At 72.6% G+C, this 15,797-nt stretch carries 13 protein-coding genes; 2 read left to right on the top strand and 11 right to left on the bottom strand.

Features of this window, described 5'->3' with window-relative positions:
- Positions 1 to 14: 14 nt before the first annotated feature.
- On the bottom strand, positions 15 to 1,496 hold the full coding sequence (locus CLT71_RS01645; protein WP_158242148.1) for a glycosyltransferase: 1,482 nt from the start codon (positions 1,494 to 1,496) through the stop codon (positions 15 to 17).
- Positions 1,497 to 1,677: 181 nt separating this feature from the next.
- Between CLT71_RS01645 and CLT71_RS01640 the strand changes: the two genes are divergently transcribed.
- Positions 1,678 to 2,874 (top strand): glycosyltransferase family 4 protein, encoded by a 1,197-nt coding sequence (locus CLT71_RS01640; protein ID WP_101365520.1) that lies wholly within the window; start codon positions 1,678 to 1,680, stop codon positions 2,872 to 2,874.
- Here CLT71_RS01640 and CLT71_RS01635 read toward each other — a convergent pair.
- The 9 genes from CLT71_RS01635 to CLT71_RS36315 form a co-directional block, all read right to left on the bottom strand.
- Positions 2,823 to 4,388 (bottom strand): hypothetical protein, encoded by a 1,566-nt coding sequence (locus CLT71_RS01635; RefSeq protein WP_101365519.1) that lies wholly within the window; start codon positions 4,386 to 4,388, stop codon positions 2,823 to 2,825. The two genes, CLT71_RS01640 and CLT71_RS01635, sit on opposite strands and share 52 nt — an antisense overlap.
- 67 nt (positions 4,389 to 4,455) lie before the next feature.
- Complete coding sequence (locus tag CLT71_RS01630; RefSeq protein ID WP_101365518.1) at positions 4,456 to 5,370, bottom strand: FkbM family methyltransferase; 915 nt, start codon at positions 5,368 to 5,370, stop codon at positions 4,456 to 4,458.
- Positions 5,367 to 6,362 (bottom strand): NAD-dependent epimerase/dehydratase family protein, encoded by a 996-nt coding sequence (locus tag CLT71_RS01625; RefSeq protein ID WP_101365517.1) that lies wholly within the window; start codon positions 6,360 to 6,362, stop codon positions 5,367 to 5,369. Before CLT71_RS01625 ends, CLT71_RS01630 begins: the two co-directional genes overlap by 4 nt.
- Complete coding sequence (locus CLT71_RS01620) at positions 6,359 to 7,690, bottom strand: nucleotide sugar dehydrogenase (protein WP_486482982.1); 1,332 nt, start codon at positions 7,688 to 7,690, stop codon at positions 6,359 to 6,361. The genes CLT71_RS01625 and CLT71_RS01620 overlap by 4 nt, the downstream gene beginning before the upstream one ends.
- Entirely contained in the window at positions 7,666 to 8,643 is a 978-nt protein-coding gene (locus CLT71_RS01615) for an NAD-dependent epimerase/dehydratase family protein (protein WP_486482981.1), read from the bottom strand. The genes CLT71_RS01620 and CLT71_RS01615 overlap by 25 nt, the downstream gene beginning before the upstream one ends.
- The gene (locus CLT71_RS01610) at positions 8,640 to 9,368 is read right to left on the bottom strand and encodes a sugar phosphate nucleotidyltransferase (protein ID WP_101365516.1); all 729 of its coding nucleotides are present in this window, start codon (positions 9,366 to 9,368) and stop codon (positions 8,640 to 8,642) included. The genes CLT71_RS01615 and CLT71_RS01610 overlap by 4 nt, the downstream gene beginning before the upstream one ends.
- The gene (locus CLT71_RS01605) at positions 9,359 to 10,369 is read right to left on the bottom strand and encodes an NAD-dependent epimerase/dehydratase family protein (protein ID WP_101365515.1); all 1,011 of its coding nucleotides are present in this window, start codon (positions 10,367 to 10,369) and stop codon (positions 9,359 to 9,361) included. Before CLT71_RS01605 ends, CLT71_RS01610 begins: the two co-directional genes overlap by 10 nt.
- Before the next feature lie 125 nt (positions 10,370 to 10,494).
- Positions 10,495 to 11,796, bottom strand: a complete 1,302-nt coding sequence (locus CLT71_RS01600; RefSeq protein WP_158242147.1) for a lipopolysaccharide biosynthesis protein — start codon at positions 11,794 to 11,796, stop codon at positions 10,495 to 10,497.
- Positions 11,772 to 12,869, bottom strand: coding sequence for a glycosyltransferase (locus CLT71_RS36315; RefSeq protein ID WP_158242146.1), 1,098 nt, complete (start codon positions 12,867 to 12,869; stop codon positions 11,772 to 11,774). The genes CLT71_RS01600 and CLT71_RS36315 overlap by 25 nt, the downstream gene beginning before the upstream one ends.
- A 140-nt stretch (positions 12,870 to 13,009) precedes the next feature.
- On the opposite strand from CLT71_RS36315, the gene CLT71_RS01590 reads away from it, so the two are divergent.
- Positions 13,010 to 14,278: a glycosyltransferase family 4 protein gene (locus CLT71_RS01590; protein ID WP_101365513.1), complete on the top strand. Its 1,269-nt coding sequence runs from the start codon at positions 13,010 to 13,012 to the stop codon at positions 14,276 to 14,278.
- On the opposite strand, the gene CLT71_RS01585 is transcribed toward CLT71_RS01590, so the two are convergent.
- A complete protein-coding gene (locus CLT71_RS01585; RefSeq protein ID WP_486482980.1) occupies positions 14,256 to 15,773 on the bottom strand; it encodes an aldehyde dehydrogenase (NADP(+)) in 1,518 nt (505 codons plus the stop codon). The two genes, CLT71_RS01590 and CLT71_RS01585, sit on opposite strands and share 23 nt — an antisense overlap.
- Positions 15,774 to 15,797: the final 24 nt, after the last annotated feature.

Raw genomic sequence — 15,797 nt, 5'->3', positions numbered from 1 at the left:
CCGGTCAGGTCAGGTCAGGTCAGGGCGGACGGAAGCGCGTCGTCGGCGCCCTGGATCGGGGCGTACCCGGGGAGCCGCCCACCCCGGCCGGCGGAGGGTACCGGGAATCGGGTCGCCGTCGCGGGGACGATCTCATCCTCGCCGATCCGGCCGGCCAGGTAGCGGCTGGTGTCGTCGAGTCGTAGCACCCGGACTCCGGGCCGGTCCTGCAACCAGCGCCGTACCGCGCCGGCGGCGAACCACCGGTTGACCCGGCGTACCGGTGCCAGGCTCCAGCCGAAGGGCAGCAGTGCCGGAGGCGTGGCGTGCCAGACCGAGGAGCCGTCGTACTCGACGCGCAGCCGTCGACCGCGCAGTCGGCGTGGCCGGTGCACCAGCAGGATCCGCTGGTCGTGCACCCGCTGCCCGGTGACTATCCGGAAGTAGTGCTCGGCAGCCCACTGGCCGTCGCCGGAGAGCACCGCCCACTCCCGGATGTCGCCGTCGGGCAGTACGCCGATGTCGCCGCGCAGCGTCGCGCCCAGCTCGCGCAGCCCCAGGGCCGTCGGACGACCGGTGATCTGCCGGCCGAGATGGTCGGCCAGCAGCACGAGCCGGAACACCGCCAGCCGGTACCAGGGCTCGGTCGATCGCAGGTAGCGGACCAGTCCACCGATGCGGTGCCGGGTACCCGACCGGGTGCCGAGCAGCCGGCCGGCGGTGCCCCGGCCACGCGTGGCGACCGCCTCGGGGACCAGGCAGAGCCGCTGCCCAGCCTCAGACAGCGTGCGGGCGAGCATCAGGTCGGTCCCGTAGACCGGAAAGCGCTCGTCGAGGAGCCGATCCGGTTGCAGTGCGTCGCGGCGGAGCAGCACGCAACCGGCGGCGGCGAGCCACCGGAGCCTGGACAGGTCGTCGGCATCCGGCCCGAACGTGTCGACTGTCGGCGGGACTTCCGGGAACCGACGCGGCGAGGTGCCCAGGGCGAGTACGGCGGGAAGGCTCGGCACCCAGGGCTGGTGCAGACAGTGTGGGAGGGCGCCGGCCACCTCGGTACGGGCACGGAGGAAGTCGACCATGGTGTCCAGTGCACCGGGATGGAGTCTGACCGCGCTGGTGAACAGCAACAGGATCAGCTCCCCGCCGGCCTGCCGGTACGCCTGGTTCACCGCCACGGCGTGGCCGACGTTGCGCTCGTTGCGGATGAGCCGTACCCGTGGGTCTGCCGCCAGCATCTCGGCCGAGCCGTCCGTCGAGGCGTTGTCGACCACGACCACGTCGAGTGCGACGGCCTCGGTGCGGGCCGCCCAGAGCGCGTCCAGGCAGCGGCGGGTCTCCTCCCGGCTGTTCCAGTTGACCAGCAGCACCGAGACGGTCGGCCCGGTCACGACCGCCCCACTGCCGCGACGGTCAGCACCGTCGGTCTTCCTGGTCTGGTGGTTGAAGGCCCGCTGGTCGGAGGTCCAGTGGTCGCCGGGCCGGGTCGCCGGCTGTCGTGTCAGTCGTTTGCTCCGCACCGCGACAATGCTATTCGGTACAAATGACCTATAAGCTACCAATCCGGTAAGTGACCGTCGTCAGTCGCGACGCAGGCGAAGGCTTCGCCGCCGGACCCAACAAAAGCGACAAACACGGTAAACTGCGCCGTAGTAATAGCAGAGCCGGCACGGCTGGGCTGGCAACAGCGAGGAACGTCCAGTGAAGGTGATCGTCTCCACGGAATCCCGGTTCGTCCGTACCCCGGACGGGGCGGTCTGGACCCATGACGGCCCGACCCGGCGGTTCTTCGCCCGATACCTCTCCAGCTTCGACCAGGTGCGGGTGCTGGCCCGGGTCGCCGAGGTGGCCACACCCCCGGACGACGCCCGCCGGGTGGACGGTGACGGCGTCTCGATCTGCCCGGTGCCGTACTACGTCGGGCCACGGCAGTACCTGCGCCGTCGGGCGGCGGTCGTCCGGGCCGTACGGCAGGCCGCCGCCAGCACCGACGCGGTGATCGTCCGGGCACCCTCGCCCATCGGTACCCTGCTGGTCTCGGCGCGTCGACGGGTCGGCTCGCCGTACGCGCTAGAGGTGGTCGGGGATCCGTTCGACGTCTTCGCCCCCGGAGTGGTGGAGCATCCGCTGCGACCGGTGCTCCGCCGCCGGTACATGTCGGCGATGCGGGACCACTGCGCCACCGCGACCGGGGTGGCATACGTGACCGAGGCGTACCTCCAGGCCCGCTATCCGGCCGCTCCCGGCGCGGTCACCGCCAGCTACTCCAGCGTCGACCTCCCGGCCGAGGCCTTCGTGCCCGCGCCCCGTGGTGTCGAACGCTGTCGCGAGGCACGCACGCTCATCTCGGTCGGTTCCCTCGAGCAGATGTACAAGGGGATCGACATCCTGATCCGGGCACTCCCCCGGCTCGCGGCGGCCGGTACGCCGGTACGCCTGGTACACCTGGGCGACGGACGGTACCGACCCCGGCTGGAACGGCTCGCCACCGACCTCGGGGTACGCCGGCAGGTGCACTTCACCGGCACGGTAAGCGCCGCCACGGAGGTACGCCGGCAACTCGACGCCGCCGACCTCTTCGTCATGCCGTCCCGCACGGAAGGGCTGCCGAAGGCCCTCATCGAGGCGATGGCCCGGGGGCTGCCCGCCGTCGCCACCTCGGTCGGCGGCATCCCCGAGCTGCTGCCCCCGGAGGAGTTGGTGGCCTCGGACGACGTCGCCGGGCTCGCCCGTCTGATCACCGACCACCTGACGCAACCGCACCGGATGTCGACCGCCTCGGCGCGTAACCTCGCCCGCTCCCGGGCCTTCTTGGACGAGGAACTCACCCGCCGCCGCGACGGGTTCTACCGCGAGGTGCGGGACGCAGTCGAGCGGAAGGCACCGGCGGGACGCTGAGCGGCGGAGATCATCGGCCCGGCCGTCGGCCGCAGCACCGTCGTCGCGAGCAGCACCGCCAAGCCCACCGGGGCGAAGCGGGTGAGCAGGAGGATCGTGATGTTGTCGAGGTCGCTGCTGAGCATGAGCACGGCCGCCAGGCACAACGAGGGCGTCAGGATCCGGGGTGCCAGTGTCTCCGCACGCCGCGCCCGCAGGTAGAGCGCGGTGACCCCGCGGATCAGCAGGCCCAGCACCAGGAAGGAGGCGACGGCGCCGGGCGGGCCGAAGTTCAGCATCGCCTCCCCGGCGATCCCGTAGACCCGGCTGACCCATCGTCCCGTCTCGTAGTCGAAGGCCCCCGGACCGGCGATCGTCTCGGTACCAAAATCGATCTTGCTTGGCACGCGCTCGGGCAGGAGTGCCCGGGGAACCACGGTCGTCAGGTCGCCGAGATAGGAGAGGCCGTAGCCGAGTTCGCCGACGCCCTGGCGCTTGCGGTCCAGCACCACCGCCTGGATGTCGGCCCTGGCCAGGTCGCCCAGGAGCAGCGTGGGCACGTCCCGGCCGGTCTCGGCGGAGAGCTGTGTGACGCTGCGGCCACTGCGGACGGCGTCGACCGCCTGGGTACCGCCGCTCTTGTAGATCCCGTACAGGTACATGAAGGAGACGAGGAAGAGCCCGACGATCGCCAGCGCCCTGCGGGAGACCCGGACGACCAGCAGGTGGACCAGGATCAGACCGAGCAGTACCGGCCAGACCGTGTTGCTCCGGCTGCCGCGCAGGCCACCGACCAGGAACTGCACCACCGCCAGCCCGACCAGCAGCAGCGCCACCACGGCGGGCCGGCCGGCCAGGGTACGACGCCAGCGCAGCAACACGAGCAGGAAGGTCAGCAGCGGGAACGACTCGGCCAGGATCAGCAACCAGCCCGTTCCGGCGAGAACCTCCCGTTCACCGGTCATCGCGTTGAGGTAGCCGCCGATGCCGCCGAACATGGCGATCTCGACGACGAACGCGAGCACGCCGACCGCCACGGCGACGGCCACGACGCGTACCAGTCGCCTCTCGTCCACCCGGAACCGTGGGCCGCCGCCCCGTCCCCCGCTCCGGCCCCGGTACCCCGGCAGCGCCAGGACGATCCGGTAGAGCAGCAACCCGATGCAGTTGAGTACGGCCATCGCGCCCAGCGCGTCCCGCCAGCTCCCCGGCAGATGTACGGTCGCCGGCCAGTAGTCGAGCGTGACGTGCAGCAGCGGAGCCAGGAAGAAGAAGTGGAACCCCAGCAGACCCAGCAGCGCCCGTGGGTCGAAGATGTCCAGTCTGCGGCGCAACCAGGCCGCGACGTCCGCGCCGACCAGCATCCCGCAGAGGGCGACCGGGACGACGAACGGGTGCCAGAGCATCGGCTCGACCGCCAGCAGTACGGCGGTGACCGTCCCCACCAGACAGCCGGCGAGCAGCAGGTCGCCCTGGAGGTCGGAGGCGCCCCGCCGCACGTCTGCGGGCATCACCGGGACCACGACGTCCGGCACCGCCGATCCGCCGCCGGGACGACGGGACGACAGCCGGGGCCGGAACGTCCCCGCGACACCCGTCTGGTCACGACGCTCCACCGCTCGGTTCGGGCTCCACCGCGACATCACAGGTCGCCGGGTTCGGTGCCGAGCCCTGCGGCGGGACGAGCACGGACGGTTCCGGGCGGGACGCGTACACGTAGTACGGGATCCACGGCCGGGGATCATGGGGACGGGTCCGGATGGTGTACCCGGCCGCGCGCAACAGCGCAGTGACCTCGTCGAAGGTACGCTGCCAGCCCCGCCCCGGCAGATCCGCCAGGAAGTCGTGGCAGGATACGACCAGGTGGCGTACCCGATCCAGCGCCTCGACCGAGCCGGCCAGCACGGCCGCCTCCGCCCCCTCGATGTTCATCTTCAACAGGTCGACCCGGCGCAGGTCGAGCGTCGTCAGGATCTCCTCCAGGGTCCGCCCCGGCACCAGCACCCCGGCGGCCGGGTCCGAGGTCAGACCGTTGCGGATGTGCAGCTCCGGATCGTCCTCGATGCGCACCGGCCCCGGCTGGCCGACTACCGCGCACTGCAACGTCGTCACGTTGGTCAGCCCGTTCTCCACCATTGTGCGGGCGAGGCAGCGGAAGGTGCGCGGGTGCGCCTCGACGCTCACCACCCGACCCCGTGGGCCGACCAGCCGGGAGAAGAGCCGCACCTCGCCACCGACCCCGGCACCAATGTCCAGCACCGTGTCGCCGGGTCGCGGCCGGTAGTCGTGCAGGAAGACGTCGGTGGTCGCCCGGTCCTGCATCGCCGGTGTCGGGCCACCGACGCGGTTGTCCACCAGCACCCCGTCGCGGTACCGGTGGATCCAGACGCCGTCGTCGTGACGCAGTACGCAGCGGCCACGCGCGCGGACCGACAGGTAACCGGAGCCGATCAGCGCGGTCAGCCGGGGATCCATGCCGCTCCGGACGAACCCGCTCAGCCAACCCCGCGGACTCATCGGTGCGGCTCCGGCCGGGACGGCCCGACGGACGGCGTGACGTGGTCGCGGTACCACTCGAAGGTCCGGCGGACGCCCTCCTCCAGCGACACCTCCGGCTCGAAGCCGGTCAGCCGGCGCAGCAGGCTGAGGTCCGGGCAGCGCCGGGCGACCGAGTCGGCCGGGGCCGGCAGCATCGCCAGCGCGGTGTCGACCCGAGCCACCCGCAGCACCAGCTTGGCCAGGTCGGCGATGTTCGTCTCCTCGGCGTCGTTGCCGATGTTGACCACGCCGGGCGCCTCCGGCAGGCCCATCAGCCGTAACACCGCCTCGACCGCGTCGTCGACGTGGCAGAAGGCCCGCGACTGGTCGGCGCCCCAGACCCGGAACGGGTTCTCGGCGGCCAGCGCCCGCAGCACCATCTCCGGGATGACGTGGTCGGCGCCCATCCGTGGGCCGTAGACGTTGTGGAAGCGGCCGATCACCAGGTGGCAGCCCTTCGCGGCGGCGCCGTGCAGCAGGGCGGACTCGCCGAGCAGCTTGCTGATCCCGTACGCGAACCGGGGCGCGGCCACGTTCGGCACGAGTACCGGTACCCGCTCGTCGGTCGGCACCGGCACCACCCCGGCGGTCACCCCGCCGGCGTAGACCTCGCTCGTGGAGCTGAAGAAGACCCGGTCACCGGGGATCAGCCAGTCCAGCAGGTGCAGCGCGGTCAGGGTGTTCACCTGGATCACCCGGCTCGGATCCGCCGCCACGTTGCGTACGCCGACGACCGCGGCCAGCAGGTAGATCTGGTCGTACCCGTGTGGCAGGGCGGCCCAGGCCGACGGCCGGGTCAGGTCGGCGGAGACGACCTCGACACCTGCCGAGGAGGCCAGGGCCAGCTCGTCGTCCCAGCGACCCCGGGAGAAGTCGTCGACGCAGGTCACCTCGTGGCCGTCGGCGACGAGCCGGCGGGTCAGGTGCAGTCCGATGAACCCGGCACCGCCGAGTACGAGAGCGCGGCTCATGCCGGCACTCCGGTTCGATGCGCCGGCCGGTAGCCGATGCCGGCGTACCGGACACCGGCGGCGACGAGGGCCGCCTCGTCGAGGATCCGCCACGAGTCGTAGACCACCGCCGGACGAACACCAGGACCACCCGACCCTGCCTCGCCGAGCAGCTTGTCGAGCTGGATGGCGCAGTAGTCCGGATGGTCGGTGAGCACCAGCACCGCGTCGGAGTTCCGGAACGCCTCGTCCAGGCTGACCGGCTCGCCGCCGTGCCGCCGGATCACCTCGGGCGGGACCAGCGCGTCGTGGCCGGTCACCGTCACCCCGGCGGCCTGGAAGATCGGCATCATCGCGTCGATCGGAGCGCCGCGCATGTCGTCGGTGGGCGGCCAGCCCTTGTATGCCCAGCCCAGCACCGCCAACCGGGCACCCGCGGTCCGTCCCCGCTCCTGGCGGAGCAGCTCCAGCACCGTCTCGGCCACGTGCCGGGGCAGGCGTTCGTTGAGCCGGCGCGCCGCGCCGACCAGGTCCGGTGGCGCGTCACCGGCGCTGGCGACCATCAGGTACGGGTCCTTGGAGAGGCAGCCGCCGCCGACGTACCCGGGCCGGGCGAGGTCGGGGCGTGGATAGTCGACGTTCGCGGCCCGGATCACCTCCAGCGGGTCGAGCCCGTGCCGCTCGGCGACCAGGGCCACCTCGTTGCCGTAGGCGTAGATCAGGTCGGTGTGGCAGTTGTTGGCGAGCTTGACCAACTCGGCCGCCTCCAGGCTGGAGACCGGCACGACCTGCCGGGCGATCCCGGCGAAGAGGTCCCGACCGGCCCGCAGGCTCTCCTCGTCCAGCCCGCCGACCACCTGCGGCAGTTCGACGAGTTCGCGCAGCGCCTGCCCCTGGATGGTGCGTTCGGGCGCCATGACCAGGCGGGCCGTCCCCCAGCTTCGGGTCAGCGCCGGCAGCACCACCCGGCGGCAGGTCCCGACCGGCACGGTGCTGCGCACCACCACCAGCGTGTCCGGGGCGCAGGTGCGGGCGACGTCGGTGGCCGCCCGCGCCAGGTTCGTCAGGTCGGGTCGGTGGGTGTCCGGGTCGACCGGGGTGGAGACGCAGATGATCACTGCGTCGACCTCGGAATCCAGTTCGGTCCGCAGCCGCAGCGAGTCGCCCACCGCGGCGCCGAGGATCCGTTCCAGGCCCGGCTCGAAGAGGTGCAGCCGACCGCGCCGCAGCGACTCCAGCACCTCGGGGTTGGCGTCCACGCCGCAGACCCGGTGGCCCCGCTCGGCCAGGACCGCGCTGAGCGTCAACCCGACGTAACCGAGTCCTACGACGCCGATTCTTGGATACACGCCGACTCCTTTGGCTGTGCTGGCGGGGTGACGGCCGGGAACACGCCCCGGTCCGGAAGCTGGATGCCGGCCGTGGCGTACCACAGCGCCGAGACCGAGGCCGGCAGCTCGTAGCTGGGTTGCCAGCCGAGCAGGTCGGCGGCGGCGCGGATATCGGCGCACGCCCAGGTGACGCCGCCCGAGCGGGAGGTGCCCTGCGGGTCCGCCTGCTCCACGATCCGGCCGGTGAACCCGGCGGCCCGGGCCAGCAGTCGCACCGCGGTCCGGGTCGGCACGGCATGACCGCTGCCGATGTTGAAGATCCGCTGCGGCAGGGTCCGGATCTGGACCGCGGCCCGGACCGCGAGCGCCACGTCCCGGACGTCGACGAAGTCGCGGTGGGCGTCGAGGCTGCCGAGGGTGATCCGGTCCTCGCCCCGGGCCAGCGCCTGGCGCAGCAGCAGAGCGGCACGGCCGAGGACGTTGCCGGTGGGCAGGCCGGGGCCGACCGGGTTGAAGACCCGCAGCACCACCCCGTCGACCCGGCCGGCCCGCGAGGCCAGCTCGACCAGCCGGGTACCGGCCAGGTGGCTGATGCCGTACGCGCCGGTCGGGCGGGTGCCGGCGGACTCGTCGGCCGCCTCACCCGGCGGGATCGGGCCGTACTCGCCGGCCGAGCCGATCCGGACGAGTCTGGCCCCGGGTGCCCCGGACGCGACCGCCTCGACGAGTTTCGCCGTCACCAGGGTGTTGCCGAGCACGAGTTGGTCGTCGGTGCCGTCCAGCGCGCCCGTACAGTTGACCACCGCGTCCGGTGCGACGGCCCGGACCAGTCGGGTCAGCTCGCGGAGTTCGACCGTGCCGAGGTCGCAGTCGGCGCGTTCCGGGCAGTGCAGCTCGGCGTCGGGTGCGAGTACCGCCCGGACCTGCCGACCGACGAATCCCGACGCCCCGAACAGCAGGACGGTGCTCACACCGGCTCCGGCACGGTCGAGGGCAGCAGCAGCGGCCGGAGCATCTCGAAGGACCGGTTGGCCTCGTCGTAGTCCTCGGGCCGGCCGATGTCCAGCCAGTACCCGTCGAAGTCGTAGCTGGCCGGCAGCCGGTCCTGGGCGATCAGGTCGAGCATGAGCTGGTCGAAGCCGAACGCGAGTCCGGCCGGATAGGACTCGATCGCGGCGGCGGAGAGGCCGTAGACGCCCATGCTGACCCGGTAGTCGAGGGTGGGTTTCTCCTCGAACCGCACCACCCGGCCGCGTTCGGTGGCGAGCACCCCAAAATCGATCTTGACGGTACGCCGGAACGTGGCGACGGTGAGCGGGGCGCCGGAGCCGGCGTGCACCCGCAGCAGGTCGGCGTAGTCCAGATCGGTCAGGATGTCGCCGTTCATCACGAGGAAGTGCTCCGGCAGCCGGTCGCGCATCATGAACAGCGGGCCGACCGTGGAGAGCGGAACGTGTTCCTCCAGGTACTCCACCTCGATGCCGAACCGGGCGCCGTCGCCGACGAAGGCCCGGACCAGCGAACCCAGGTGGTTGATCGCCAGCGTGGCCCGGGTGAACCCGCGCGCGGCGAGCTGCCGCAGCACGATCTCCAGTACCGCGTAGCTGTCCCCGATCGGCACCAGCGGCTTGGGTAGCGAGGTGGTGTACGGCCGCAGCCGGACACCCTTGCCACCCGCCATGATCACTACATGCATGTCGCCCCCTCTGCACCGGCCGCGCCTCGTGCCGGCACCAGCACCGGTGCCGCAGTGACGCGCCGATCCGCGAGTTCGGACTCGTACCAGGCCACCGTCGAGCGGAGCCCGTCGAGCAGTGCTGCCGGCTCGACGCCGGGGAAGAGTTCCCGGAGCAGCGCGCTGTCGGCCTGGGAGTGCCGTACGTCGCCCGGACGCGCCGCGGCGACCTGTCGGGGAATCGGCCGGCCGAGCACGGTCTCCAGCGCCGCGACCAGGTCACGCAGGCTGGTCCGGGTCTCGAAGGCGAGGTTGACCGGCTGATCGTGCCGGACCCGGCGCCGGACGGCGTCGAGCAGGACGGCACAGACCGTCGACACGTGGGTGAAGTCGCGGGACTGGTCGCCGTCGCCGTAGAAGACCACTGGTTCGCCGCAGAGTGCCGCGTGCACGAACCGGGGAACCACCGCGGCGTACGGGTGGTCGTGCCGCTGCCGTGGCCCGTACACGTTGAAGAACCGGAAGGCGAGCGCGGCGAACCCGTACGACGCCTGGTAGGCCAGCGTGTACGCCTCGGTGGCGAGCTTGCTCGCCGCGTACGGGCTCAGCGGCCTGGTCCAGTCCAGTTCGTTCTTCGGCAGGCCGGGGTTCGCCCCGTACACCGAGGAGGACGAGGCGACGACCAGGTGGCCGACCTCGTGCCGGCGGGCCGCCTCCAGCACCATGAGCGTTCCGGTGGCGTTGGCGGCGTGCGAGTCGAGCGGATAGCGCACCGAGCGGGGCACGCTGGGCAGGGCCGCCAGGTGCACGACGGCGTCCCGGCCGGCCATCGCCCGGTCCAGCGCTGTCGGGTCCAGGATGGACCCCTCGACGAGTTCGACGTCCTGTCCACGCAGGTTGGCGGCGAGCCCGGTGGAGAGGTCGTCGATGACCCGTAGGTCGGTGATCGCCGGATCGACCAACGCGGACTCCACCAGATTGGACCCGATGAAGCCGGCTCCGCCGGTCACGAGAAGTCGCATCGCACGGCCCCCTCCCTATCCACCGGCGCGGCACCGCAGGACGGTGCGCTCGGTCTCGGGCTCCCGGGCGGAGGGGTGAGATACCGGGAGCGGCAGCGTTGACGGGCTTGAGATTACCGTCGCTGTTAACGCTTTACGGTGACTTTGAGCATGTTTACACTATTTCCCGGCTCGTCGGCTGCTCGCCGTAGCAGCCGCCACCGCAGCAGTGTGCAGGCGCCGAGCGAGAGCGCGGCGTACAACACGCAGCAGGCCAGCGCCGCTCCGACCAGCCCGAGCACCGTGACCAGCGTGGTGTACGCCGACACCGCAAGTACGCACCCGGCCGCACCGAGCAGCCCGGCCGTACCCATCCAGCCGCCACCGAGCAGTCCCCGGCTCGCCACCTCGAACGGCGCCAGGATCACCCCCGCGCCGAGCAGGACGGGCAGCAGGAACCGCACCAGGGCGAACTCCGGACCGAAGACCGGGACGACCAGGACCCAGCCGGCCACCGCCACCGGCACGCTGAACGCGGCCGACCAGCGCACCGCCCGCCAGGCGACACTTCGGACGAGGTCCAGCCCACGGCCGGCCGCCACCTCCCGCAGCACGAGCTGCCCCATCGCGACCGGCACCAGGGCGGGCAGTCCACTGATCGTCACCGCCAGCGAGTAGACGGCGACGTCGGCCGGGCCGGTGACCGCACCGAGCACGTAGCGGTCCAGCCGCATCACGATCACCAGCCCCAGGGTCATGCCGAGGGCACGCACCCCGGCACCGGGCAGCTCGACAAGGCGGCGCCACGGCAGCGGTACGAGCGCGAAGAGCCCGACGGCACGCAGGTGTACGGCCTGCCACCCGCCGGCCACCGCCATCAGCAGTCCCTGGCCGAGCAGCAGTGCCCACGCCGTACGGTCCAGGGCTGCGGCGCCGACGACGCCCAGCGCACCGGCCAGCGCGACGAGCGTCGCCCAACCGCTGCCGGCGTGGAACCGGCCATCCGCGTACCAGGCCTCGGGCAACTGCGTGAGCGCGACCTGACCGGCGGCGTTGACGAAGACGCCGAGCAGCAGTGCCGGCCCGGTCAGCTCGGGACCGATCAGCGGGGCGGAGAGGGCGCAGAGCAGCACGGCCAGTACCCCGGCGGCACCGGCCGACAGCACCGTCCACCAGGCGAACGAGGCGACGAGGAGTTGCCGCCCGACGGGGTCGGCGCCGGCAATCCGCGACCGCAGCGCCGACCCGGTGCCCATCCCGACCAGCAGGGCGGCGAAGCTGCCGAAGGTCACCCCGAGCACCATCAGGCCCCGGTCGTGCGGGCCGAGCAGCCAGGTCGCCACCACCGCACCGCCGGCCACTAGCGCGGCGCGCAGCGCGCCGAAACCGGTCAGCCCGACCAGCGGGGAGGAGCGGGGCCGGCTCAGCGCGCCCACATCCGGGTCCACTCGGCCACCGCGCGGGGCAGCACGAAGGGTGAACCGAGCAGGCTGCGCCGGATGTGGTGCCGCTGCACCGGGGAGGTCTCCGCGAGATCCAGCGCGACCCGCGCCCACCGCTCGGGCCCGGCGGCCAGCGGCAGCAGCGTGACACCGTCCACCTGGTCGGCGACCTCGCGCAGGCACGCCAGGTCGCTGGCCAGCACCGGCAGGCCGAGGGCGAGCGCCTCGAGCACCACGCCGGGCAGTCCCTCCCGTCGGGACGGCAGCACGAAGACGTCGGCCGCCGCCAACACCTCGGCCACCTCGTCGACCTCGCCGGCCAGGACGATCCCGGGATCGTCCTGGCACTCCGGGTGCACCGAGGCGAGGTCGGCGATCCCGCCCGGGCCGGCCAGCAGCAGCGTGCTGTCGGGTCGGATCCGGCGGGCCGCGTGGAGGACCTCGACCAGGTACGGCCGGTTCTTCGCCTCGGCCGCGCGGCCGAGGTGCAGCAGGACCGGCGTCTCCGGCGCGAGTCCCCACCGGCGTCGGGCGGCGGCCCGGTCGCCGCCGGCCAGCCGGGTGACGTCCACACTGTTGTAGAGCACCCGGTAGCGGGGGTCACCGGGTCGGGGGCCGGCGAACGCGAGCGCCGCCTCGGTCACCCCGACCACATCGGTGCTGACCTGGCGCAGCAGGAACCGCAGCGCGGCCCGGCGCAGCCGCCGACCCGGCCGGTCGGCGCGGCCGTCGCCCTCGCTCCACATCCGGGCCACCCGCACCGGCACGCCGAGCACCCGGGCCACCCCGAGCACGACGGCGCTGCTGAGGCTGACGTGCGCGACGACGACGTCCGGGCGCAGCGTCCGCAGGCAGCGCCAGAGTCTCGGCAGGAAGAGCCGCGCGGGCCGCAGTGGACACTGCCTGACCTGCGCGCCGGCGACCCGGAACAGGTGGGCGAGACTGCCCTCCGTGCCGCCCAGCGTGACGAAGGTCTGCGCGAACTCGTCGGCGGGCACCGCGCGACAGATGTCCAGGGAGACCGTCTCGGCGCCACCCCGATCCAGGGAACCGACGACGTGCGCCACCCGCACTGTCACTGCGGACCTCCTGGTACCGAGCGATCCGGTATCGATCAGATCGGACGCGACGCGCCCCAGTTTTGTCCATCTTAACAGCAAAGAAGGGTAAACGTCCGTTATGGTCCAACGATAGCTCGAGGAGGTCGCCGGTGGAGAGCATGGCCCGGACCGACAGACCTGCCGCGTCGGCGCGGCTGCGGATCGTCGTGGTGTTGAAGACGAACACCGGTGGCCTGTGGACCGTCCCGCAGGTCGAGGCCCTCCGGACGCGCGGCCACGACGTGCGGATCGTCGTCCCGCCAGGCGAGGGCCGGCTGACGGCCGAACTCCAGGCACGGGGCTTCCAGGTGCTCGCCTCCCCGTTCGACTTCCGGTTCCGGCCAGCGCCCGGCGTACTGCGGGCACTGTGGCGGCTGCGCCGGCTGCTGCGCGACCTCCGTCCCGACGTCGTGCACTACCACCTGTACGCCTCGGCGATGGCCACCCGGCTCGTCACCGTCGGACTGGCCGCCCGCAGAGTCCACATGGTCGCCGGACCGCTCTTCCTCGAATCACCTGTCATCCGGCGGGTCGAGCGACTGCTGTGGCGGATGGACGATCTCGTCGTCTGCGGCACCGAGTTCACCTCCCGGCTCTACGGGCGACTCGGCTGTCCTCCCGGCCGGCGGCCGGTGGTGACCTACGGGGTGGACACCGAACGGTTCAGCGTCGACCGGCTGCTGCGCGAGCGCGGCCAGCCCACGCACGATCCGGCACGGGCGGAGCTGCGCAGGAAGATCCGTGCGGATCTCGGGGTGGCCGAGGACGTGCTGCTGGTGGTCATGGTCGCCTTCGTCTACCCGCCGCGCCACCTGGTGCACCGGGGCCGGGGCATCAAGGGCCACGACATCCTGCTCACGGCCTGGGACCGGTTCCACGCCCGGCACCCGCGCTCGCACCTGCTGCTGGTCGGCGGCGGATGGAACGAGGCCGGCCGGGTACACCGGGCCGAGCTGCTCAGGCGCTTCCGGGTGGCGGAGCGGGCCGACGTCACCTGGACGGACTCGGTCACCGAGGTCCGCGAGGTGTACGCCGCAGCCGACCTCAGCGTCAGCCCGTCCCTGTCCGAGGGGCACGGTGCGGTCGTCGAGGCCAGCGCGATGGGGGTACCGAGCATCGTCAGCGACGCCGGCGGGCTGCCCGAGACCGTCGACGAGTACGCCGGCTGGGTGGTCCCGGCCGACGACCCCGGCGCACTAGAAGCGGCGCTCGACAGCGCCGGGCAGGAGTTCCTCGCCGGACGCCTCGCGGACCGGGGGGCGAACGCCCGGCGCCGGGCGGTGGCCCTCTTCGACAGCGCCGCCGCGGCCACCCGCCTCGCCGCGATCATCGAACACTCCGTCGCGGCGAGGTCGGCCCCGAGGGTCAGGTCAGCAGTTCCCCGTTGACCCGGCGCGGAATGCCCAGCGGGTTGGCCGCCCGCAGCGCTGCCGGCAGCAGCTCGTCCGGCATCCCCTGGTAGGCGACGGGACGCAGGAAACGGCGCACCGCGGTGACCCCGACCGAGGTGTGCAGCGAGCCGGTGGTGGCCGGCCATGGGCCGCCGTGCTGCATCGCCCAGGTCACCGCGACTCCGGTCGGCCAGCCGTTCCAGATCACCCGGCCGGCCCGCCGGGCCGTGAGGTCGACCACTCGGGCCGCCACCAGATCGTCGGCGCCCTCGCCGTGCACGGTGGCGGTCAGCGCACCGGGTACGACGGCCAGCGCGGCCAGCAACTCCGCCTCGTCGGCGTACTCGACTAGCAGAGCGGCGGGGCCGAAGCACTCCTCCAGCAGCCGCTCGGCGTGCCGGACGAGGTCACCTGCCGAGACCGCGAGCAGTTGTGCCCCGGCCCGGTATCCGGGCTCGTCGACCGGGGCGGGCGGAACCACCGTCCGTACCCCGGGCACCCCGGCCAGGGCGGCGGCACCCTCCCGGTAGGCGTCGCGGATCCGGGAGTTCAGCAGCGGGCCGAGCGACGCCGCGCCGACCGCCTTGTCGAGTACCCCCTCCAGCTGGTGGCCGGCGGGCAGGAAGAGCAGGCCCGGCTTGGTGCAGAACTGCCCCGAACCGAGGGTGACCGAGCCGACGAACGCCTCCGCGATCGTGTTGCCCCGGGCGGCCAGCGCGGCCGGGGTGACCACTGTCGGGTTCAGCGAGCCGAGTTCGCCGTAGAACGGGATCGGGTCGGGACGGCCGGCGGCGAGGTCGGCCAGTGCCCGCCCACCGGCGGCGGAGCCGGTGAAGGCGCCGGCCGTGATCGCTGGATGGGTGATCAGGGCGCGACCCGCCTCCATTCCGCGGACCACCGCGAAGGTGCCGACCGGGGCACCTCCCTCGGCGAGCGCGTTGGCGACGAGTGCGCCACAGAGGTCGGAGAGTCCAGGGTGGCCTGGATGTGCCTTGACCACCACCGGACAGCCGGCGGCCAGCGCGCTTGCCGTGTCGCCGCCCGGCACCGAGAAGGCGAGTGGGAAGTTCGACGCCGCGTAGACGGCCACCGGGCCGACCGGGACCAGCATCCGGCGCAGGTCCGGTCGGGGCGCCGGCAACGCGTCCGGATCGGGCAGGTCGATCACCGCCTCCAGGAACGACCCTTCCGCCACGGCGTCGGCGAACATCTCCAACTGCACCCGGGTCCGGGTCAGCTCGGTGTGCAGCCGGGCCGTGCCGAGGCCGGTCTCGGCGTCGCCGAGCGCGACGATCTCGTCCCGGGAACCCTCCAGTGCGGTGCCGATCCGGCGCAGCAGGTCCGCGCGGGTGGTCAACGGCAGTGCCGCGTACGCCGGTGCGGCGGCTGCCGCCAGCCGGCAGACCGCGTCCAGTCCGTCGGTACCGGTGTGCGGCACCGGGTCACCGGTCGGCGCGCCGGTGTAGGGGTTCATCGGCTGGTCGGTGTCCATGCCAGTCTCCGTCGGTCCAGTGTG

Source organism: Plantactinospora sp. CNZ320 (assembly GCF_002846275.1).
The sequence above is the reverse complement of the archived record's forward strand: the minus strand, read 5'-3'. Positions and strand labels throughout refer to the sequence as shown.